This window comes from Micromonospora sp. TSRI0369 (genome assembly GCF_001905625.1).
GTDB classification, from domain to species: domain Bacteria; phylum Actinomycetota; class Actinomycetes; order Mycobacteriales; family Micromonosporaceae; genus Micromonospora; species Micromonospora echinospora_A.
Window position 1 is genome coordinate 59,583 of record NZ_LIVU01000014.1, and the last position, 21,746, is coordinate 81,328.

Here is a 21,746-nt window from a genome sequence, read left to right on the forward strand (position 1 = left end):
AGCGCTACCGGACGGCGGGCGTCAGGGGCAACGTGTTTCCTCGCCAGGCGAAGCCGCGCCGGTCATCGTGCTCATTCGGGCCGGTGACCGGCTCACGGGACGCAAGGGTGTTGCCCTGCCAGCGTCGGGGTTGCTGAGGACCTCCAGTGTGTGGCGCTCCGTCACTCGACAGGTTGGCTATCCGCAACCCAACCGGCGAGCTGCTGGCTGGTCTCGTCTCCGAGCCTCGCCGCCGCTCGGACCGCCAATGCGAGCAGCTCCACGCGCTCTGCCTCGGTGACCCGCAACTCCGGTCGCGGGGAACGGCGCCAGGTCGTGCTCGCCGCGTCCCTGGCGAGGCGGATCGCATCGGCCTTGCCCCGTTCGGCCAGGCGCTTATCCATGTCAGCGACCAGGATCAACGCCGCCTGCAGCTCCACGCCGGCGCCACGACCGCGCAGGAGTTTGTAGCCGGCGCGCCGCAGTTCCACCCGGCCGTCGCGGAGCAGCTCCCACGGCAGGGCCGGCGGCAGCGCGCCGGCAACCGGGCGCAGCGCCAGCGCCACCTCCCGCACCACCGCCGGTGACGGATCCCGCACCAGCGGCACCAGCTCCCCCACCACGACCGCGTCCAACAGCCGCAGACTTCGTACTGCTTGGGCCCGGACCTTCGGCTTCTCGTGGCCGAGCAGTCGAAGCAGCAGCGGGGCGTCCGCCACCGAGCCGGTCTCGGCCAGCCCGGCGATGGCACCGGCTTCGGGCTCATCGGCGTCGGCGCCCGCGCGGTAGTGCTCCCGCGCATCCCTACCCAGTCGGCGGGCCGCGTCGCGGGCCACGGCCCGCACCAACGGCGCCTCGTCGTCCAGGTGTCCGGCGACGTCGGCGTCCTGACCGGCCCGAACCAGCCCGGTCAACGCCACCACCCGCACCTCCGCCCGAGCCGAGCGAGCCAGCCGACGCAGGAGATCATGCCGGCGGGTCCAGACCGCGTCGCGGCACGCCGCCTCCGCCGCCCGCGCTCGCACCCGCACGTCCGGATCCGACTCGGCCACGGTCACCAGATCCGGCGTACGCAGCCCACCGCGCGCCAGCACGGTGTCGAAGACGAACCGCCGCTCCCGGCCGCCAGCCGAGGCGAACAGGCCGCGCCACAACTGCTCCGGCGCCACCAGCACCGCCACCCGCACCTGAGCGACCGCGAAGCCGGCGCGAGCCCGCGCCTCAAGGCGCAGCGCCATCGGCAGGACAGCAGGCAGGTAGACATCAGCATCGTCAGCGAGCAACACCGCGAGCCCGGCCCGCGCCCGATCCCGCACCGGGGCCACCCAGTCGGCGGTACGCACCACCAGAAACGGCATCACCTCCGCGTACGGGCGGGCGATCATCGCCGCGACCCCACGCTCCCGGACCCGCCCATCGCCATGCATGCTCGCCAGCGCTGTCGCCACCGGCCCCGACGGCATCGCAGAAGACCGTCCCGCGACCCGCCGCCATGCGGGTTCCCGGTGCCGGCCGTACCACGGCGCCGACCGCGCGTGCTCGTCGAGCCGAACCACCAGCCCCGGCACAGCCGTCACCAGCACCAACGCCGACCGCGCCGCCACCTCGTCGCCATGAGCAGCGACCTCAAGCAGCACGTCGACCAACCGGTCCAACGCCTCCCATCGACCGGCCCGGGCGTCCTCGACCGCAACTCGGACCACCGAAAGCAGCCCGTCCTCCTCCACCGGCGAAGCCGGGAGGGCCTGCCCGTCACGTCTGCCCCAGATCACCGCGACATCCTGCCTCGCCACCCATGGCGATCGAACCCGGTTTTCCGGGCCGACGGCAAGCCTGAGCAGTTCCACCCAGCCCTGAACCTCCCGTCTCGTGCCACTCGACATCGACGGCGAGCTGCACCTACGGGCTCGGCGACCCACCCAGCCCGCTCTCACCCGCGTCGCGCAACTACGAGACCGCCCATTCAAGGAGCGCCACGACGACCAATGGCTGCTCTCCGGCCGACTACCCGGCAGCCCGTCGACTACAACCCTCTGCGCCACTCGGCCGGCCTGCTCGGCCGACCGCAGGGGCAGGTCACCGCGTTCAAGGTCCTGCTGCGGTGCGACCGCGTCGAAGAGGCAGTGCAACTGCGACAGGACTCTGAGCGGACTCAAACTGCCCGCACTCGCGTCATCCACTGCTTGCGGCCATGAGCGGACGTTGACTTGATCGGGTGGGCAGGGCGGCTGTCAGCAAATCGTTCGGCGCTACCGGCCTACCGCTGGTTGCCGTTCATGAGTGACAGCGGCCAATACGATGAAGGAATGACCGAGTCCTCGCGCCCTGCGAAGAAGCCGTGGTTGCCGCCCCGTTGGTTCATTCGGCTGTTCTGGTCGGCTCATCGGGGCGTGTTCCGGCGTTCCGGCGGCCGGGTCGGACTGTCGCGTCCGCGCGGCAACCGGTACGGGATGCTGCGCCTGACCACCGTCGGGCGTCGCACGGGCCAGCAGCGCAGTGTGATCCTCGGTTACTTCGAGGACGACGGGAATCTGGTCTCGCTGGCCATGAACGGGTGGGGGGAGCCCGAGCCGGCCTGGTGGCTCAATCTGCAGGCGCACCCGGACGCGACCGTTGACTTGGTCGACGGGCCGCGGCCGGTGCGTGGGCATGCTGCGACGGGCGACGAACGGTCGCGGCTGTGGGCCCGCTGGCGTGAGATCGACAAGAACCTGGATGGCTACGCTGCGCGGCGGTCATCCGAAACCGCGGTGGTGGTCCTGGTGCCCCGGCCCCGGCACGTCTGAGGCATCGCGGGGCACCTCCTGAGCGACTGTCTTCGCTGGTCACGCGATCGGTACGGCGTCGCGGCGTTCTGCGGGCGCCTGGCCGGTGGTGAGCGGGTGGGAGCGGCCGATGTAGCGCAGTCGTCCCCGCGGATCGAGGCGGCCGAGTAGCACGCTCGTACCGGCCGGCCAGCCGCTTGGTGACCACGCCTTCGATGCCCGCGGCGACGGTCCAGTGCAGCAGCCAGTCCGACACCTGCCGCATGTCGGCCGTCTGCGGCGTCAGGGTCAGCTGCGCCGGCGCGACGGCGAGCAGCTGCTGCAGCCGGGCCCGACGCTGCGACAGGGCTGTTCGGGCTCACGCTGCTGCTTACCGACGGGTGGGCGACTCCGTGGTACTGAGCGACGTCGGTGCCGTCCCGCTCTGGATCGTGCTGCTGCTCGCGGTGGCTCGAATGACCCGGGGCCAGGTCCATGCGGCGCGCAGGATGAAGGCCAGGAGCAGCAGCTCGAACCCGATGGAGAAGCCGTAGAAGTAGAGGTAGGTCCAGGACTCGCCGTCCGCGTTGTACGCCGTGACGGGGATGTAGAGCGTTGCCAAGACGAGGTTGATGGCGCGGTTGACGCGGGCGGGGAGTGTCGCGGAGAGCACGATCATGAGGATCGGGATGGCCATGAGTGTGAGCGCGAGGGCGACGAAGGTCGGGCCGGTGTCGAACTCGTGCACGGTGCCGGCCAGGATGTCGTTGATGAAGCCGGGCTTGTACAGGGCGAGGTAGTCGACGTAGATGTAGAGGAACATGAAGCTGGCCCATGCCGCGGCGAGCTTCGCCTGGACCGGGATGTGCGCTTCCTGGAACGCACCGGCTGGTCTGTCGGTTCTGGTCATCACGTCTCCTGTTTGCTGGCGTCAGCCGGGTCGGCTCACTCGATGTCTCCACCATGACCAGCGTTGGCGGGCGCCACATCCGCTTGCGGGCTCGGGCTGTCCCGGCCCCGGGCGCGGGACACTCGCCGTACTTTCGGCTGATCCGCCCGAGGGGCGGCCCCCTTACCTTCTCCGGAAGGGGGGAAGCATGCTTGCTGGGATCTGGGCTGAGCCTCGCCCCACAGGTCCGCCGGTGCGGGTGTGGCGGGACTGGGCGCTGTCCTCGGCTCTTGTCGTGATCTCGGTCGTCGAGATGCTGCTGCGCGACGACAGGGCATGGGCGCCGCTGCTGGTCGGTGTCAGCGTCGTGGTCGCGGCGTGCCTGCTGTATCGACGCACGCGACCGCTGGCCGCGGTAACCGTTGCCTTCGGGGCCGTTCTCGTCTTCGACGTCGCGAGGATCGCGGTCATTGACGCCACCGGCCTGCTGGGCATCGCAGGGCTGCTCGTGTTGCCCTACGCCCTGCTGCGCTGGGGGGCAGGCCGCGAGGTTGCCCTCGGACTCGGCATCATCCTCATCTGGCTACCCGTCACCCTCGTCGCGGAGTCGACCTCACCCGCGGAGAAGGTCGCCGGTTACGGCTTCTTCCTGTGCTCGGCCGCGCTCGGAGCGGCAGTGCGCTACCGCACCAGAAGCCACGACCGCGACGTCGAGCAGGTCCGGCTCCACCAGCGCAACGAGCTCGCCCGCGAGCTGCACGACACGGTCGGCCATCACGTCTCGGCCATCGCCGTCCAGGCACAGGCAGGTCGCGCGCTGGCCGCCGCAGATCCGGAGCGCGCGCTGGCCACCCTGGTCACCATCGAGGAAGAGGCGTCCCGGACGCTCAGGGAGATGCGAGCCCTCGTGGGCGTGCTGCGCGACGGTACGGACGCCGATCTCGCCCCTCGGCGAGGAGTGGTGGACATCGAACGACTCGCTCGTCCCGGCGGCGAGGTGCTGGGCGTCCGCGTGCAGGTCTCCGGTGACGCCGAGGCCGTTGAGCCGGCAGTCGGCACCGCCCTCTACCTGATCGCCGCCGAGGCGGTCACCAACGCGACCCGCCACGCCCGCGGCGCCACCGGAGTCACCGTCGACGTCACCGCATCCCGCGACCAGGTGCACCTGCGGGTGCGCGATGACGGCGAGGCGACCACGACGAGTTCCCCGCACGCCGGCTACGGGCTGCGCGGCATGGCCGAGCGGGCGAGCCTGCTCGGCGGCACCCTCCGGGCGGGACCTGCCCCGGACGGCGGCTGGAGCGTCGACGCCTCGCTTCCTCGGACAGCGCGCGCGTCATGACCATCCGCGTGCTGGTCGCCGACGACCAGGACATCGTCAGGGCAGGGCTCTGCATGATCCTGGACGCCCAACCGGGCATCGCCGTCGTCGGCGACGCCGCCGACGGCCGCCGGGCGATCTCCATGGCCCGTTCGCTGCGTCCCGATGTGTGCCTGCTGGACATCCGCATGCCCGAGGTCGACGGAATCGAAGCCACCCGCCAGCTCGCCGGGGCCGACGTCGCCGATCCTCTGGCCGTCGTCGTCATCACCACCTTCGACCTCGACGAGTACGTCTACGGCGCGCTCAAGGCAGGCGCCCGAGGCTTCCTCCTCAAGGACGCCGGCGCCGAGATGCTCACCCAGGCCGTCCATGCCGCGGCCCGCGGCGACGCCCTGATCGCACCGAACATCACCGCGAGGCTCCTGTCCTCCTTCGCGAACAGCCGCCCGCGCTCGGCGCCACCTGAGCCTGTCGAGCCGCTGACCGCTCGCGAGGAACAGGTCCTGCTGGCTGCCGCTCGCGGCCGGACCAACAGCGAGATCGGCGATGAGCTGTCCATCAGCCTCAGCACCGTCAAGACCCACATCGCCGCCCTGATGCGCAAGCTCAACGCCCGCAACCGCGTCGAGATCGTGATGTGGGCCTACGAGACACGCCGCGTCGGCACCTGATCGGCGCCCGCATACGCGAGTCGCGGAAACAGGAGCGCCGAGGGCCCGACAAGACGAGAGATTCACCTCGGGCGGTTTCACGTGCCGGCTATCAATACGGAGGCCACCGCGATCGACGCACAGTTCGCTGGTCTCGTGATCGACCCAGTAGGTCTGTCCGGCGCCGATGAAGGGGGGCTGTCGCAGGTAGAGCCAGTGACTCCTGTAGCGCCATCGCGCCGCACCTGCTCCGTGACACGTTCGAATGCCGCCACCGCGATCCAAACTACGATCGTGATGACCACGGCATGAGCGGATCGCGGCAATGATGATGAGTTCGGTTCGGTCGGAAGCGGGTGATGATGAGGCAGCCAACGTTGTTCCTGACCGTCGGACTCCCATGCACCGGGAAGACCACTGCCGCTCGGTGCATCGAGATCGAGCGGGAAGCACTTCGTCTCACGAAGGACGAGTGGGTCAAGGCTCTCTACGGGCACGAAAACCCGCCATCAGCTGGGGCCGTGATCGAAGGACGGCTCATCCAGATCGGGCTGCGCGCCCTTGAACTGGGCAACAACGTCGTCATCGACTACGGCCTCTGGAGCCGGGACGAGCGCTCCGCTCTACGCCAGGCAGCAGCAGACCTCGGCGCGGCCGTGGAGATGCGCTACTTCGAACTCACCCCGGCCGAGCAGCGAAGACGACTTGATCAGCGGCAAGCCGAAGCGCCAGACACGACTTGGCCCATGTCCGACGACGAACTCGCCCAGTGGGCTGGCAACATCGAGGTCCCCACGCGAGGCGAACTCGACGGCAGCGAACCCATTGATGACCCCCCGGCTGGATTCGCGGCATGGGATGAGTGGCGCGGATACCGCTGGCCACCCTCGGTCTACTGACACATGCCGCTCGCAGCGCCGCTGGACGAGCCGCTCGGCGGGCGGGCCGGCCCGATGCTTTCCGGCTGCTGGGAACCTCCGCGCTACGGGTGGGCGCTACGCCTGAGGGGTCCAAGTCTGATAGGGCCAGGTGCCGGCGGCACGGGCCCGGTCCACCAGCTCGGGCGCCCGGGTGGTGACCTCGATGGCAAGCTGTCCTGCGTATCCGGCCATCGCTTCCGGGTACGTCCGTAAGGCAACCAGCAGCCGCCCAACTGCGCTGAGACGTTCGACGGCGATTCGCCAGTCCTGACGGTCGACGGCGAGGGCGGCGGTGAGCAGCAGTGTGTTCGCGTACTCCCAGGCTGCGCGCTGGTCCAGCGCGGCCAGCTCATGACGGATGGCGTAGGCATGTTCGGCCAAGGGCGCCGCCGTCGCTGTCTGCCGGCGTTCGAGCAGCGCGGCGGCGAGATTGTGCAGGGCCGTGCCGAGGATTCGACGCAGCCGTGGGTAGGCCGCGTCCGCGTCCGCGCAGCGGTCGATGACCTCGGACAGCAGCATGATCTGGTCTTCGTGACGTCCGGTGGCTTCCGCGACCACGGCGGCGTCGACCATGTGGGTGACCGCGTCGGCCAGCGCCTCCCGCTCGGTGGCGGTCCCGCGTAGCAGGCCCTCGTGCCGCCGGACGGCAACGACCACGGACAGCCAGGCAAGGTCCCAGGCGTCGTCGCAGTGGCCGATCCGGTGCCGGAGCATCGCCCGCTGGTAGAGGGCGGCGGACCAGAGGCGCCGGACGTCCCGCCTTGCCGGGTCCGACGTCGCCCCGTCGTACAGGCTCAACTCGTCGGCGAGCTCGGCGAGGACGCGGTCGGCCTCGATGATCTGGTCCGCGTCGGCCAGAGAGATTCCTTGATCGAGCCGGGCGGCACAATCGGCGATCACCGACGGGTCAGCGGGCGGGCGGTTGCCGGGTGCGGGGCCGGTCACCCGCGACTCCGCCGCCAGCCGCGCCGCGAACCCGCCGGCGGTAACGCCGGATGGTGAGGGCTGGGCCAGCAGATCCAGGTAGGAGCGGCGTATCCGCCATGCGCCCGAGTCGGGCACCACCAGGTTTTCCGGCGCGGCTTGTTGCAGCTGCGCCAGCGACGCCTCGGTCCGCTCTAGTCGCTTCTGTGCTCCGGAGCCCTGGAACATCTGTTCCAGCGAGTACTGTTCGGTCAGCGCCACCCGCGTCAGGTCCGGCCGCCCCAGACTGCTGGCTACCCGCGCGAAGATTCCGAGGGCGTCCGCCAGGTCGATCACGGCGGCCGCCTCGCCGGTGTCGCGGGCGAGCCCACGCTGGAGGTCGACCATCTCGGCGGCTAACGGTCCCAGGACGGAGGGGTCCGTCTCGAGTCGCAGGGTGACCAGCCCAGTCAGTGCCGCAGTCCGAGCGCGGCGGGCGTCGAGGCCGTCGGCGGGCCGGGGCGCGACCAACCGCCACACCCGTTCGACGACATCGCGGCCGCGATCGACGAGCCCGCTGCCGGCCAGGATCTGGCCTGCCTGCACGGTGCGGACCACGGCGTCGGCATGCCAGTCCGGATCGGAGAGCAGATCGCCGGCGAGCGCGATGACCTCCTCGGCCTGTTCCCGCAGCTCAGTGACGTCACTGCCATCGGCGAGCCGTTCCTGAGAGAGGTTCAGGGTGGCGCGGCCGAGAGCATGCAGCAGACGCCCCGGATCGCCGAGACTGCGGGCAGCGGCAACGGCCCGCTCAACGGCCGCCCGGGTGCCCGGGCCGAGACCGGCCCGCGCGGTGATCTCGTCGGCGGCGCTGAGCAGGCGGTCGACCTCGGCAGGTGTGCTCATCACACCTCCAGTGCTGTACGACGAGTTGCCCTGACCAGCTGCGAAAAGCGCCATTCCCCCGAATCGGTGCCCGCACCAAGCACCGCGAGCAGCAGTCGACCGATCATGAAACCCGAGGCGCCCGCCCCGGCGAGGCACGCCCCGTGCAACAGCCGCGAGCCAGCACGTCGCGATCCGCTCTCATCCAACAGTGATGTGACACGCCGTGCGGGCATGTCGCACTTCTACCAGCAGCCAGAGGAAAGTTAAAGAAGGTCGATTCGGTCTTGCGGATGCCATGAAGTTCTGCGAAGACGCCGATATAACGACATTCGACGCAATCGCAACGCCCATCCGCGCGTATAAGGCGTTCATCCCGCGCCGTCGGCGCGTACCTCAGGCAACAATTCGAGCGGCGCTGTCCCGATCCTTTAAGGCTGCACTGAAAGGAATTGCCGCGGCGCGTCGACGGAATTCACGATGCCTGTCGTACGCATGTGCACTGCGGGCGAAGGGAAGGAATCGTGCATACCGATCGTCCTGACGTCGAGACGCCAGCAGTCGGTGGCCTCGACCGGCGAACCCTCCTCGGCGCGCTCGGCGCCGGTATTGGGGCGGCAACCGTCCTGGCCACGCCACGACCCGCACGGGCTGGCGCCCCGACGTCCGACCGCGCCCCGGCTCCCCGGACGTTGGCGACAAGACCGTTGCGGAGCGGGATCGTTCGGCCTGGATTCGACGCCCAGGTCGTTGCCCTGCGGTCGCCGGCCGGCTCGGCCCCGGCACGGTGGCGCTCCGCCGACCGGTCGGGGGCGTGGAGCCGGTGGGCCCCGGCGCCCGGCGGCTGCACGGCCGGCGCGGGCGACGCCGCACCCGCGACCGAGCAACTGGCCTTCGTCACCGTACCCAACGCTCCGGCCGTCGACCTCGACCTGCCGCCCGGCAGCCGGGCGGTCGTCCTCAACGGCACCGACGGCCCGGCCCTGCGGCCCGCGTCCGCCGAGGTGTCAGAACGCTCCCGGCTGGCGGGGCTGCCCTTCCTGAGCCGTGCCGCCTGGGGCGCCGACGAGTCCCTGCGGTTCGACGCCGCCGGCGTGGAAAAGTACCCACCCACGTTCTGGCCGGTGCAGACGTTCACCGTTCACCACACCGCCACCGGCAACGACGATCCTGATCCGGCCGCGCGGATGCGCGCCATCTACCGCTACCAGGCGATCGACCTTGGCTACGGCGACTTCGGCTACCACTTCCTCGTCGACGAGGCAGGCCGGGTCTACGAGGGCCGGCGCTCCGGCGGGGACGTGCTGCCCGGTTTCGACCCGGCCGGTTGGATGGTGAACGGCTCGCACGTGGGCGGCTACAACGCGGGGAACGTGGGTGTCGTCCTGCTCGGGACCTTCGTGGCGCGCGAACCGACGGCGGCTGCGCGGCGCAGCCTCACCCTGTTGCTCGCCGCCCTGACCGGTTGGTGCCACGTCGATCCACTGGCCAGCGTGACCTACGTCAATCCGATAAGCGGCCTCCGCCGCAGCGTACCCGCGATCGCGGGGCATCAAGACTGGGGGCCGACGGAGTGCCCGGGCGGGGTGCTCAGCGGGATGCTGGGCGACCTGCGCCAGGAGATCGCGGCCGTGCTGGCCGACCCGCGTCGCTCCGCGTTCGTCGGTTGACGGCGGTGGCAGCGACCGCCGTGCGGCAACGCCGGCGAACCGGAGACGCGCCCGAGGTGACGTTTCGTGGCACGGTAACGGCACAATCACCTCGAAGGTAACGAAGCGCGAATCACACCTGCGTACGATAGTGGCGCGCTCCGATATTCCAAGGCTAGACTGCCGCGAGCTCACGGCATTTACATGCGTCTTCGGGAGCCTCGTTGCGCATCTATTTCACGGCGGAGGATATCGGGCGGGTCCGCGTGGCCGCAGCACCCGATCCGATGTGGGAGACGGTCTTCAGCGTGTTCCGCCTCGACCGCCCGGGGCCGGCGGCGATCTTCGGGCGGTGGCGCCGGCGGGCCGTGCCAGCCATGCGACCCGCCGATCTGGAAATGCTCCGGCCCTTGGTGAACGGTGCCTATTATCCGGATTTCCTGACCCCGGCCGAGGGTGGGCTCGGTCTGCCGCACGCGATCGAGGCCCTGCTACGCACTCCGACGGCCCGGCTCCGCGCCGAAATGGAGCAGCTCGCCCGCCTCGGTGGGCCACTGCCGTCCTGGATGCGGCGCCTCGCCGACGGCGACGGCGACGTGCTGGGCCGCCTGGCCGGCGCGATGCGGTCACAGTTCGCGGTCGCGGTCGCCCCGTTCTGGGCGGAGGCACGGGCGCACGTGGACGCCGACCGGGCACGGCGGGCGCGGGTGCTGCTGGAGCACGGCGGTGAGGGGCTGCTGAAGAGCTTCCGGCCGATGATGCGCTGGGAGCCTCCGGCGTTCGTGGTCGATGTGCCGTCCACCCAGTCGATCCATCTCAACGGCCGCGGGCTGCTGCTCGTGCCGTCCTACCTGTCCTGGAAGACTCCCGACACGCTGCGGGACCCGACCCTCACGCCGGTGCTGGTGTATCCGGTCGAACACGACCTGACCCGGCACCTGGACGCGACGCGGCCTTCCGGGCCGGGCGCCCTCGCCGCCCTCATCGGACCGACCCGGGCGGACGTGCTGGAGGCAATAGGCGATGGCCAGACCACCTCGGAGCTGGCCGGACGCGTCGGAGTGAGCGCGGCGTCGATCAGCCAGCACACCGCCGTGCTGCGCGACGCCCGGCTGATCAGGACCACCCGCATCGGCAAGGCGGTGCTGCACACGATCACCCCACTCGGCGCGGCGATGCTCGACGACACCCCGCGTCGAAGCGCGCCGATCGACGTCGCCGCGGGTCCTGCGGCGTAGGCTCCGCCCCCGCCGGTCACCGGGCGTGGACGTCCGTCGTCGGACGGTGCCGGTGCCGCAGTTACTCGAGAATGCAATTAACCTTGCCGCCTTATGCATCCGAGACTCGCCGCGCATACCTTTCGCGCTCGGGTTAAAGGTGTGGTCTGCCGTCGGCATGCAGCCAGAACATGGTCCCTCCATTGTTTGCACTGCACCCGTAAATGGACGGAGACCCGTGAAGATAGGAACGTTATTGACGCCTGGCAAGGCGGTGGGGGCCGCCGTGGCCGCCGTTGCGCTGCTTTCCGGCCCGGCACTGTCGGCAGTGGCCCGGGCCGAACCGGCGGCGACCCAGCAATCCGCGCCGGCGGCACCGGCGGCCCCGGCCGGGCCTGCCGATCGCGTCGCACCCGGCGACCGGGACAGAGTCCTGCCGAAGGGGTGGCGCGGCTCCGCGGACCGGATCTGGACGACCTCCGGCGACGCCAACGGCTTCCACATTCTCACCGCCACGGCGGCCACCGGCTACACCTGGGAGACCGCGGCCAGCCTCGCCGAGCCGGGCTTCGACGTCGACCTGTGGATCGGCAACGCCTGCGTGACCGGCTCGGGTCGCCGGCTGGTCGTGGTGTACGCACCCCGCACCTTCACCAACAAGGCGGAGCTGTTCGACCGCGGCGGGTTCACCGCGGTCGTCGACCTGAAGACGCGCCAGGTGACCAAGCTGCCGGTGCAGTCGTCGCTCGCCTACTTCAACCCCGGTTGTGGCGCGGGCGAGCAGGCGGTGCTCTCCCAGCTCGGCGGTGAGAACCGCGAGGACCCGACGTCCACCGCGCCGCGGAGCCGGCTGTTCACCGTGGATGCAGCGGCACGCACGCTGTCCAAGCCGATCCTGCTGAATACCGAGCTGAGCTCCCCCGTACCGGTCAAGGACGGCATCGTCGCGGCGGCCGCCGGCGGGCTGGTCTCGGTGGCGAGGACCGGCAAGGTGACCCGGTCCGTCGCGGCGACCGGGGTGCCGTTCCGGCTGGCGCCCGACGCAGCCGGCGGCGTCATCTTCATGGACTCCGACGGCCAGCAGACCCGGGTGAAGCGGGCGGTCGGCCGGTCCGTGCGGGAGCTCGCGCGCGGCCGCTCTGCCGATGTCGGCCTGGCCCGCGGTGACGGCGGCCGGACCTTCATCACCGGGCGGCCGGCGCACATCTCCGCGCTGCCCGCCGCCGTGCGCCGGATCGCCGTTCCGCGCGACAGTGACCTGTCCACCCGCGGCGAACTGGCGCTCACCCAGGTCAAGGCGGCCGGCGGGGGCGACCCGCGAACCCAGGGCGGCGACCCGAGCGTGGCCCGCACCGTCGCCGTCACGGCGACGGTGACCAGGACCGGCAAGTCGCTCATCTTCGAGGTGAGCCCCGAGGTGGCCGGACCCGAGGCGATCGCCGGCCGAACCACCCATCCGAAACTCGGCGCCGCAGCCACGGCCACCACGCCCCGCTCCCGGATCGCGGCCGACGCCTCGGCCGAACCGGTCGAGGCGGACCGCTACTGCTCGGTGCCGCGCAACGACCCGGCGAACCAGACCGTGCAGCCGAAGCCGCGCAACGTCGAGTGGGCGGTCGACCAGGCGGTCTTCGGCCGGCTCAATGACGCGGCCTCGCGCCCGGCGAACTGGAAGGGCTACGGCATGCCGGCGTACGAGCCGCAGACGCTGTTCCCGGCGCCACCACTGGCCGGCGGCGGCCGGGTGCCGGCGCAGATCATGCTGGGCATCATCACCCAGGAATCCAACATGTGGCAGGCGTCGAAGTTCGCGCTGCCCGGCGTGCCGGCGAACCCGTTGATGGGCAACTACTACGGGCGCGACATCTACAACGCCACCTCGCTGGACGACTGGGACATCGACTGGACGAAGGCCGACTGCGGCTACGGGCTCACCCAGGCGACCGACGGCATGCGCCTGGCGGGCCACGAGAAGACCGACGCCAACGGCAACAAGGTCGAGGTCTCGCTGCCGTTCCAGACCCAGCGGGCGGTCGCGCTCGACTTCACTGCGAACATCGCGTACGGGTTGAAGATCTTGCAGGAGAAGTGGAACCAGACCTACGCGGCAGGGCTGCGGGTGCACAACGCCGATCCGTCCGCGCTGGAGAACTGGTTCTACGCGGTGTGGGCGTACAACTCGGGCTTCTACCCGAAGAGGAACGAGACCGACCCGTGGGGTGTCGGGTGGCTCAACAACCCGATCAACCCCAGGTACGACCCGCTCCGGCACCCGTTCATGACCTCGTACGACGACGCTCGCACGCCGCAGAACTGGCCGTACCCGGAGAAGGTGCTCGGCTGGGCCGGCAACCCGATCTCCGCGACCGAGTCGCCGGGCGTCGAGCGGCCCGGCTTCAACTACGCCTGGTGGAACCTGAGCGAGGACAAGCCCAAGGTCAAGCCCCCGCTGAAGACCTTCTGTGACAGCACCAACCAATGCGATCCGTACGCCTCCGTGCAGCCGAACGATCCGGACGTCAGCAGCGAGAAGCCCGGTCCGTGTCTGCACAAGAACACCACGGGCCTGTACGACCTGAGGTGCTGGGCCCACTCCGCGGTCGGGTGGAAGGCGCCGCCGGGAGTCGTCTGCGACACCTGCGGCCACGAGCAGATCCGGTTCGACCCGGGCTACCCGTGGTGCACGACAGCCGGCCAGACGGCCTGCGAGAGCGACGGCATCAGCTACCCGCCGCACTGCCAGGACAGCGGCGGTGACCTCGCCGCCGGCGCCAAGGTGGTCGACAACGTTCCGCTCGGCTCGCCCTCGCCGCGGTCATGCCCCAGACAGCTGCAGAACCAGGGTACGTTCCAGCTCTCCTTCACGGGGGTAGCCAACGGCACCTACCCGTCCAAGATCGATTTCCACCAGGTCGGCGGCGGTTACGGCGGCCACTACTGGCGGGCCAGCACCCGGACCCAGGCGGCCCAGGGCGGAAACCTCAAGGTCACTGGCACCTGGCGGCTCAACGACACCGGCACCGGCTGGCGGCGGGTCCAGGTGTTCGTGCCCGAGTTCGGCGCCTGGACACAACAGGCGAAGTACACGATCGATCTGGGCAACGGCGAAACCCGGTACCGGGTGATCAACCAGACCTGGCAGCAGAACAAGTGGGTCGACCTGGGCACCTTCAACTTCCGGGGCCAGCCGTCGGTCTCGCTGACCACCGTGGCCAAGGACGGCACCGGAGACGACAGCATCATCTTCGACGCGGTGGCGTTCAGCTGGCCCAGCCCGTCGCCCCCCGGCGTGCCCGAAGAGGTCGGCGGCATGCCCCGATACGTCGCGCTGGGCGACTCCTACTCGTCGGGCGAGGGCGTGGCGCCGTACGACCGCAACAGCGACCTCAGGCGAACCAACGGCACGAAGGGCTCCAACGTCGACGCCTGCCACCGGTCGACGGCCGGCGCGTACCCCCGCCTGGTGCATGATCCCGGCCGCGACTCCGTCCGGGACTTCCCGAACGACCACTACACCATCGAACAGATGTCGACGAAGTACAGCTGGGGCAGCTTCGGCTTCCTCGCCTGCTCGGGCGCGACGACCACGGCCGTCACCCGCGACGCGGTCAACGTTCCGCCGGCCGCATCCGACACGGCGGGACACACCGACTGGGGACAGGCGGTCGACCGCTGGGGCGAGCTGACCCAGGTGGAGCAGGGCTGGCTGGACCCGGAGACCACGCACGTGTCGATCTCGATCGGCGGCAACGACGCCCGGTTCTCCGACGTGCTCACCGGGTGCATCGCCACTCTCAACGACTGCTCTGGGCCGAACTACCGGCTGACCCGGTCGAACGGCGTCGTCGACCCCGAACCACTGCGCGACTACCAAACAAAAATCATTCGGGACTGGCTGCCGGCAAAGCTGAAGGCCACCTACCGGGCGATCCACACTGCCGCCCCGAACGCCCAGATCTTCGTCGTGGGCTACCCGCAGATGTTCCCCAACGAGGAAGGCAACAACGCCTGCTACAACATCAGCTCGCAGGCCCGGCTGTTCCTCAACGCGATGGCCGGTCGCATCTCCATCGCCATCGCGCGGGTCGTCGACGACCTGCGCGCCGAGGGCGTGGACATCCGCTACATCCACACCACTGCGGCGATCAGCGTCGGCAACAGCGGACAGAAGAAGTGGGCGTGCGGTGGCGACGACGGCTACCGGTGGCTGAACGCGGTCACCTCGACGTCCACCGACGGCAGCGGGGAGAAGACGCCGGGCACCGGCACCTTCCACCCGACCGCCCGCGGCCAGCAGGGCTTCGCCGACCTGCTCACCGCGGCCTTCGCGGACGCCCGGCGCCCGCGGGCGGACGACGTGGCGGCGATCAAGAAACGCATCCTCGACTATTCGGCGAAGCGCGCGCCGACCGACGACAAGGGCAGGTGGATCGTCACCGACCAACAGGCGAAACTCGCCGCCGAACGCTGCCTCGACCTGACCCGGCGCGGCGGGATCGTCGGCAACCCCTGCCTGTCCAAACCGATCTTGTTCCCCACCGCCTTCGACGCCCGCGGAGCCGCCCGCAACGACGACGCCGCGATCGACGCCAACCCGCCCTGGGTGCAGCTGCGCTACGTCAACAGCTCGACGGAGAAGCCCAAGGTGCTCAAGTCCCGCAGCTGGTTCATGAACGCACCGTACGGCCAGACCTCCTGCCCGACGACGCGGCCCGAAGACCAGTGCGACGAATATCCGTTCTACACCTCCGAGGAGGGTGGCGCCTGGGACTTCTTCACCGGCGGGGAGAATTCTCCGCTGAGCACCCGGCTGCTGATGATCCCCGCGACCGAGAACCGGGCGGAGGGCAGCATGGTCGGTGCGATGTACAGCCACCAGGACTGCCGGATGCAGACCGGCACCTACGAAGACATCATCGGTAGCCCTGGCTATCAGAACCAGTTGCTGACCAGCGGCACGGAATATCTGACCGTACCGCTGACCGACGAAGCGGCGTTCGTGGGCCAGAAGACCATGTACGTCTGCTGAACCGAGGCCCCGGCCGCCGTCAGGTGGCCGGGGCTCATCCCACCGGCTCATCCGTCAGCACCGTCTTGGCCCGCACACCATTGCGGGAGCTTCCACCGTTCTCACCCGCCGGGCCGCCCTTGCCATAGCCCTGGTGATCAATGATCACGCCCTCGAGCGCCGATTCCAGGACCCGCTTCGTGAGCTGCCATCAAGTCGTGCATCCGCGGCGGTCATCATCGCGCGCGAGGATCTATCGGTTGGCGCCAGCGGCCGCACCGTCGCCCGGCACATCGGCATCGGCATCGGCATCGGCTCATCCGCCCTCGCAACTCCGAATCCTCGGCAAGGGCACCGGCAGCCTCGGTCCACCCAAGCCGGGTGAACCCAGAACGACACGCGGTACGGACGGCCTGAGGGCCGGTCTCGGCGACGAGCAAGGTGCGCGGGATCCCCACCGCATTCCTACGCGTACGCATATTCAAGCTCGTTGCCGGCTCGCTTCGATCGTCGAGTCCGTCGGTGCGATCGTCGTGACCCGACGGCCGTGCCGGTCACACCTTGAAGGCAAGCCTGAAACGTCTGGCCGGCGCCTGCCGGGCCGTCTCAGGATGGCGTCATACGCGGTGCCGAGGCCCGCACCGCCCCGACCCGAGATGGAGTGCCGAAGATGCGCACCCGAAAGGTTTTCAAAGCCATCGCCGCCTGCCTCGTCGTGTTGGCGACCGTGTTCGCCATGCCCACGCCCGCCAGCGCAGCGGTCAACACGTACATCAGCGTGCTGCCGCAGGGCAGCCCCAAGATGGTGCTCGACGTGCTGAACGGCAATGCCGCGAACGGGACCCCGGTCCAGTTGTGGCGACTGAACTACAACACCCAGCAGTACTGGACCATCCACCACGTCGGCTACTACAACGGCTTCGATGTCTACGAGTTCCACAGCAACATCGCCGACAAATGCCTCGACATGGCCGTCGACGGCACCGTGGGCAATGGCACCCGCGTGCAGACTTGGTCGTGCAGCCACGCGTCCAACCAGAGGTGGTACGCGGAGCCCGTCCAGGACAACGCGAACTGGCGTCCGCTCCACAACATGCGGAACAAGGAGCTGTGCCTCGACGTCCTCAACGCTCAGTACAGCGACGGCGCGAGGCTGCAGGTCTTCACGTGCAACAACAAATGGAACCAGCGCTTCAACGTCTACTGACGTGAGCCACTCCACACGAGGCAGGCCCCGAGGCGCATCAGCGGCCTCGGGCCTGTCTCGCTAACGGCACCCCTCTGTGTCTCCTGGATCTTGACGGATGGAAACGAGAGTGAGGTTGAGTAGTTCCAGGCCGGTGACGGGCTGGAAGCCGATGTCGGTGTAGAGCGTCAGGGCGGGAATGTTGTCGGTCTCGGTCTGGAGTGAAACGCGATGCGCGCCAGCGGCACGGGCGTCGCGGATGACGTGCTGGAGCAGGGCGTTCGCGATACCGCTACGGCGATGGAGCGGGGCCACGTAGAGATCGCGGATCGACCATGCGGTGCCCAGCATGAGCGATGCCGGCGTGATCGTGACCGTGATGAAGCCGCAGACCTGATCAGCTCGGATGGCGGCAGCGACGGAGATCCGGTGTTGTGCGATCTGGTCGTGCAGCCAGGAGCGGGTGAGCCCTGGGGTTGACGGTTGGCCGTAGTGCGCCCGGTAGTCGTCGAACAGAGCAGCCACCTGATCGAACGCCGGATGGGCGAGGGCTATCGGCACGATCGTCGTCATGTCGTCAGTGTGGTCGACGGTCAAGCCAGTGTGTCTGTTGATGCCGGACCACATTGGCGAGCGTGCGTCGATGCGGTCGATTGCGGCCGTGAACCTCGAAGTGAGCCGCTGTTATCGGCCGACCCAGGTGGCGACGCACGCCTCGTTGCCCTCGGCGTCGGCCAAGACCCACCACTTTGGTGCGTGCGTGTCGGAAACCAGCTGGCCACCCGCAGCCAATGCGGCGGCGATGCGGGCCTCGGCCTGATCATGTGGGACGGCGACATCAAGGTGCATGCGGTTGCGTTGTGGACGCCGAGCATCCATCGGCTGCACCCCGAAGCCCGGACCCCGGCGCGCCGGGTCGGCCAGATAGTCGTCACCGATCTGGCGGTAACCCAGCAGCGCCCGCCAGAACGGCAGCACCTCCGCGCCCACCAGGGCATCGAGGGTGACGTTGATGAGCTGCACGGCGGTCGGGTCGGCGGGGATGCCGAGCTCCCTGGCGGCAGCCGAGATCCGGCGGGCCAGCGCAACGTCGCGCGACATCAGGGACACCGTTACGCCGACGTGACGCAGATCGATGTTGACGTACTGCTGCTCCGCGCCACCGACCAGCCCGCCGACCTCATCGACGAACGCTATGCCCTTGGCCAGCGAGCCGGTGCGGAAATACGCCGAGACCACGTGGTAGAGGCAGCGCCAGTCCTCGACACCGTCGGCCGCGTGGAACTGCCCTGCCGTGATCCGCACCGTCATGCCGGCGAACCTAGCAGCGGCTCCGCGACGCAGCGCACCACGGCTCTCGCACTCACTGGTCGGCGGTGCACTCTCATGCCGCAAGGACACCACGCCGACCGCGAAGCAGGAATGGTCCCAGGGCCCGCCACCACGAGCGACTCTGCCGATGACAGCCCGACGGACTGAGGTGTTTACTTGACGGGCACGACGGTGAGGTCGTGCACCTTGCCTCACCGCAGGCCGAGGGTTGATGTCTGTGGCGGGATGATCTTGCCGTCATTGGTGACCGTTGACATGACGACGATCCTCGTACCAATCGAGGGGCTGACAGTGTTAGCCGACCGGAAGGTCGGCCCAGTGGCTGTTCGTCCTGCTGCCGAGGCGTTGAGTGACGCACGACAAGGGCGAGCGTTGGGCAACGTCGAGTGGTTCGACGAGCTTGGCGCCGGGCAGGGACCTAGCGCCTTCGCCGCGGCCGACCTCGACGCAGCGATCGATCTCGTCGCCCAAGCGGTCGCCATCAGAGATGATCTGCAACTGGCACCCAGGTAGCGAACGGCAACCGGGCTGACGGATGTCGTTGGATTCGGGTCGTGTGTCAGGGGCGACGGCGCAGTGAGCGGAGCGCGGGAACCGCGTCGGTGGCGGCGAGCGCCCAGAGTACGAGCAGCGGCTGGAAGAGCAGGCGGACCGCCCGTGCCGCGTCGGTATCCAGGCCGAATCCGTCACGCCCTTCGGTGAACTGAGCGATGTTGCCCGGGAAGACCGCGACGAAGAAGGCCGCTACAACCGCTCCGGTGAGGCCGCGTACAGGCTGTCTCCAAGCCGCGAGCAGTGCCAGCCCGAGACAGATCTCGACCACTCCGGAGGCGACGACGACGAGATCGGCGTCGAGCGGGAGCCAGGAGGGCACCTGCGCCAGGAACTCCTGGCGCGCGACTGTCAGGTGGGCGATGCCGGCAACGAGCAGCATCGCGCCCAACGCGACCTGGCCGACCGCGCCCGTCAACCGTCGGGCGAACGTGGAGGTCATGGTGTCTCTCCCGTGGCGTGAACGAGGGACGGACGGCCGCTGCGAGGGCGCTCCCACCACCCTAAGGACAGAAGGGGCAGTCCGGCCCTAGGTCGGGTACCGCCTCGGTCTGTCGACTGAGCTGTGGGGAGCCTCCGCCAAGGTGACCGCCACCGCCCCCGACCGCGGCCACGGTCAGTTCCAGCGACGGACGGAACGGCCGATGGGCTGCTGTCAACGCCGCCCCAACCCTAGCCTTTCAGGCGGAGCCGACAGGCGGTCTAGCATCGAGCGGTGCGGCCGCTGGCCCGCGGACCGCGCTGGATGGTCAATCCGTCCACCGTGTTCCGGCTGAAACTGGACCACCTTGGTTTGGTTGATCTTTAGTCGTTGGTCTTGGTGGCTGCGGGGACGCGGCCGAGGTCGCGGTCTCTGAGTCGGTAGGTCACGATGACGACGACACCAGTACCGCGCCAAGACGGCCCACTACCAGCGAAGACTTCAGCACCAGAACGCCTGACCCCGTGGTCGAGTTGCGATGATTTGCGGTCAACCGCGCGGCGCTCGGTCCGCAGGAGCGTCGCGACGCTGAGCTGCACGGCTCGGCGGCACGGGGATGGTGGCGTCAGTACGAGTCGTGGCCGCCGCAGTCGCAGCCGCAGCCTTGGATTTGCGGCGGTGGAGCGTGAGCGTCATGACCAGCACGACCAGCGCTCCGACGATCAGCCCGAGGACCGCGCTGGCCACCGTGTTGACGAGCCAGCCGACGAGCCCGCCGAGAACACCCGTGGCGTCGTGGGCGGCGACCTCCACGTGGTGCACGGCCTCGTACAGGAAGTGCAGGTTCAGCTCGTTCGTGCCCAGCAGCAGGATGTGCCCGCCCACCCACAGCATCGCCGCGGTGCCGACTACCGTCAGCACGGTGAGGACTACCGGCATCGCCCTCACCAGACCGCGGCCGAACGTGGCGACGGCGCCGGAACGTTGCGACAGGCGCAGCCCGGCGTCGTCCATCTTTACGATCAGGGCCACCACGCCGTACACCAGGACGGTTATGACGACGGCGACGACAGCCAGGATCGCCAGGCGGGACCAGAACGCCTCATCGATCACCTCGTTGAGGGTGATGACCATGATCTCCGCCGAGAGGATCAGGTCGGTTCGTACCGCCCCGGACACCAGTGTCGCCTCGTCCTGCACCTCTTCCTCGCCCGCGCCGGAGGCATCGTGATGGGCGATCTTGGCCCACACCTTCTCCGCGCCTTCGTAACAGAGGTAGGCGCCGCCGAGCATGAGGATCGGAGTGAGCAGCCAGGGCACGAACTGACTGAGCAGCAGCACCGCCGGCAGGATGATGAAGAACTTGTTGCGCAGCGACCCCACGGCAATGCGCTTGATAATCGGCACCTCGCGCTCGGCCGCCAGGTTCCGCACGTACTGCGGCGTGACGGCCGCATCGTCGACGACGACCCCCGCAGCCTTGGCGCCGGCCTTCGCGGCGCCCGCCCCGATGTCATCGATCGACGCGGCGGCGGCTCGGGCCAGCACCGCCACGTCATCCAGCAGGGCTACGAGTCCACTGGCCAAGGGAGGGTCCTTCCGGGGTTGCGCAGAGTTCGAACTGGCCCATTCTCGCTCAGGTCCCTGTGCGCGGCACGCCACCACCCGGTCGTATATCGGGCGAGAGCTGAGGTGAGCGGCTGTCGCGCTCAGCCGACGACCCGCCACCACCGCGCCCGGGTCACCACCTGGCGCCAGCTCAGGCCGAACCCGTCCGCCGCAGTCACCGTTAGCCAGGGTCGGCGTAGATGCGTTTCGGTCGCTGTCTGGGTCTGCCGCGGACGCCTTTGATCGGCGGGATCTTGTCGACCAGGGGCAGTAGTTGGGTAACGTCGTGGAGGTTGCCGCCGGTCAGGGACGCGGCGAGTGGGATGCCGCCCCGTCGGTGATGACGTGGTGTTTCGAGCCTGGCTTGCGGCGGTCGACGGGGCTCGGACCTGTTTTGGCCGCCCTCGGCAGACAGCGACTGAAGCGACAATCCAGCTGCTGAGAAGCCTCGCGGCCTGGCGACACGGTTCCTTCAACGT

General features: G+C 69.3%; 16 protein-coding genes and 2 pseudogenes. 9 read left to right on the plus strand and 9 right to left on the minus strand.

Annotated features, from left to right (window positions below; translation table 11 throughout):
• Positions 1-161: 161 nt before the first annotated feature.
• A complete protein-coding gene (locus AMK25_RS32245; RefSeq protein WP_241826542.1) occupies positions 162-1,751 on the minus strand; it encodes a HEAT repeat domain-containing protein in 1,590 nt (529 codons plus the stop codon).
• A gap of 534 nt (positions 1,752-2,285) precedes the next feature.
• Here AMK25_RS32245 and AMK25_RS29330 point away from each other — a divergent pair.
• Positions 2,286-2,765: a nitroreductase/quinone reductase family protein gene (locus AMK25_RS29330; protein WP_073831601.1), complete on the plus strand. Its 480-nt coding sequence runs from the start codon at positions 2,286-2,288 to the stop codon at positions 2,763-2,765.
• A 349-nt stretch (positions 2,766-3,114) separates the two neighbouring features.
• Here the strand turns inward: AMK25_RS29330 and AMK25_RS29335 are convergent, their stop codons facing one another.
• Entirely contained in the window at positions 3,115-3,633 is a 519-nt protein-coding gene (locus AMK25_RS29335; RefSeq protein WP_073831602.1) for a DUF6326 family protein, read from the minus strand.
• A 274-nt stretch (positions 3,634-3,907) separates the two neighbouring features.
• Here AMK25_RS29335 and AMK25_RS29340 point away from each other — a divergent pair, with 274 nt between their 5' ends.
• From AMK25_RS29340 to AMK25_RS29350, 3 genes are all read left to right on the plus strand, one after another.
• Positions 3,908-4,954, plus strand: coding sequence for a sensor histidine kinase (locus tag AMK25_RS29340; RefSeq protein WP_241826543.1), 1,047 nt, complete (start codon positions 3,908-3,910; stop codon positions 4,952-4,954).
• A complete protein-coding gene (locus tag AMK25_RS29345; RefSeq protein WP_073831604.1) occupies positions 4,951-5,607 on the plus strand; it encodes a response regulator in 657 nt (218 codons plus the stop codon). Before AMK25_RS29340 ends, AMK25_RS29345 begins: the two co-directional genes overlap by 4 nt.
• Positions 5,608-5,963: 356 nt before the next feature.
• Positions 5,964-6,485 (plus strand): AAA family ATPase, encoded by a 522-nt coding sequence (locus tag AMK25_RS29350; RefSeq protein WP_241826544.1) that lies wholly within the window; start codon positions 5,964-5,966, stop codon positions 6,483-6,485.
• 96 nt (positions 6,486-6,581) lie between these two features.
• Here AMK25_RS29350 and AMK25_RS29355 read toward each other — a convergent pair whose 3' ends face one another.
• Positions 6,582-8,315 (minus strand): hypothetical protein, encoded by a 1,734-nt coding sequence (locus AMK25_RS29355; protein WP_073831605.1) that lies wholly within the window; start codon positions 8,313-8,315, stop codon positions 6,582-6,584.
• Positions 8,316-9,001: 686 nt separating this feature from the next.
• On the opposite strand from AMK25_RS29355, the gene AMK25_RS29360 reads away from it, so the two are divergent.
• The 3 genes from AMK25_RS29360 to AMK25_RS29370 all read left to right on the plus strand — a co-directional run bounded on the left by AMK25_RS29360 (position 9,002) and on the right by AMK25_RS29370 (position 16,189).
• Positions 9,002-9,964, plus strand: coding sequence for an N-acetylmuramoyl-L-alanine amidase (locus AMK25_RS29360; RefSeq protein ID WP_073831606.1), 963 nt, complete (start codon positions 9,002-9,004; stop codon positions 9,962-9,964).
• A 245-nt stretch (positions 9,965-10,209) separates the two neighbouring features.
• On the plus strand, positions 10,210-11,181 hold the full coding sequence (locus tag AMK25_RS29365) for an ArsR/SmtB family transcription factor (RefSeq protein WP_241826545.1): 972 nt from the start codon (positions 10,210-10,212) through the stop codon (positions 11,179-11,181).
• A 235-nt stretch (positions 11,182-11,416) separates the two neighbouring features.
• Positions 11,417-16,189 (plus strand): golvesin C-terminal-like domain-containing protein, encoded by a 4,773-nt coding sequence (locus tag AMK25_RS29370; protein WP_206744916.1) that lies wholly within the window; start codon positions 11,417-11,419, stop codon positions 16,187-16,189.
• A 49-nt stretch (positions 16,190-16,238) separates the two neighbouring features.
• Here the strand turns inward: AMK25_RS29370 and AMK25_RS32865 are convergent.
• Positions 16,239-16,376 (minus strand): annotated as a pseudogene (locus tag AMK25_RS32865) (IS256 family transposase); the annotation flags it as partial.
• Between the two features lie 462 nt (positions 16,377-16,838).
• Here AMK25_RS32865 and AMK25_RS29375 point away from each other — a divergent pair.
• Entirely contained in the window at positions 16,839-17,375 is a 537-nt protein-coding gene (locus AMK25_RS29375; RefSeq protein ID WP_143194806.1) for an RICIN domain-containing protein, read from the plus strand.
• A gap of 60 nt (positions 17,376-17,435) precedes the next feature.
• On the opposite strand, the gene AMK25_RS29380 is transcribed toward AMK25_RS29375, so the two are convergent.
• Both AMK25_RS29380 and AMK25_RS29385 read right to left on the minus strand, forming a co-directional pair.
• Positions 17,436-17,927 (minus strand): GNAT family N-acetyltransferase, encoded by a 492-nt coding sequence (locus AMK25_RS29380; protein WP_158070684.1) that lies wholly within the window; start codon positions 17,925-17,927, stop codon positions 17,436-17,438.
• 111 nt (positions 17,928-18,038) lie between these two features.
• Positions 18,039-18,665 (minus strand): VOC family protein, encoded by a 627-nt coding sequence (locus AMK25_RS29385; protein WP_073831611.1) that lies wholly within the window; start codon positions 18,663-18,665, stop codon positions 18,039-18,041.
• Between the two features lie 276 nt (positions 18,666-18,941).
• Between AMK25_RS29385 and AMK25_RS29390 the strand changes: the two genes are divergently transcribed.
• Complete coding sequence (locus AMK25_RS29390) at positions 18,942-19,199, plus strand: hypothetical protein (protein WP_143194807.1); 258 nt, start codon at positions 18,942-18,944, stop codon at positions 19,197-19,199.
• A gap of 46 nt (positions 19,200-19,245) precedes the next feature.
• Here the strand turns inward: AMK25_RS29390 and AMK25_RS29395 are convergent, their stop codons facing one another.
• The 3 genes and pseudogenes from AMK25_RS29395 to AMK25_RS32870 all read right to left on the minus strand — a co-directional run.
• Complete coding sequence (locus tag AMK25_RS29395) at positions 19,246-19,680, minus strand: DoxX family protein (RefSeq protein ID WP_073831613.1); 435 nt, start codon at positions 19,678-19,680, stop codon at positions 19,246-19,248.
• A gap of 528 nt (positions 19,681-20,208) precedes the next feature.
• Entirely contained in the window at positions 20,209-21,246 is a 1,038-nt protein-coding gene (locus AMK25_RS29400; protein ID WP_073831614.1) for a DUF808 domain-containing protein, read from the minus strand.
• Positions 21,247-21,451: 205 nt separating this feature from the next.
• Positions 21,452-21,666 (minus strand): annotated as a pseudogene (locus AMK25_RS32870) (transposase); the annotation flags it as partial.
• Positions 21,667-21,746: the final 80 nt, after the last annotated feature.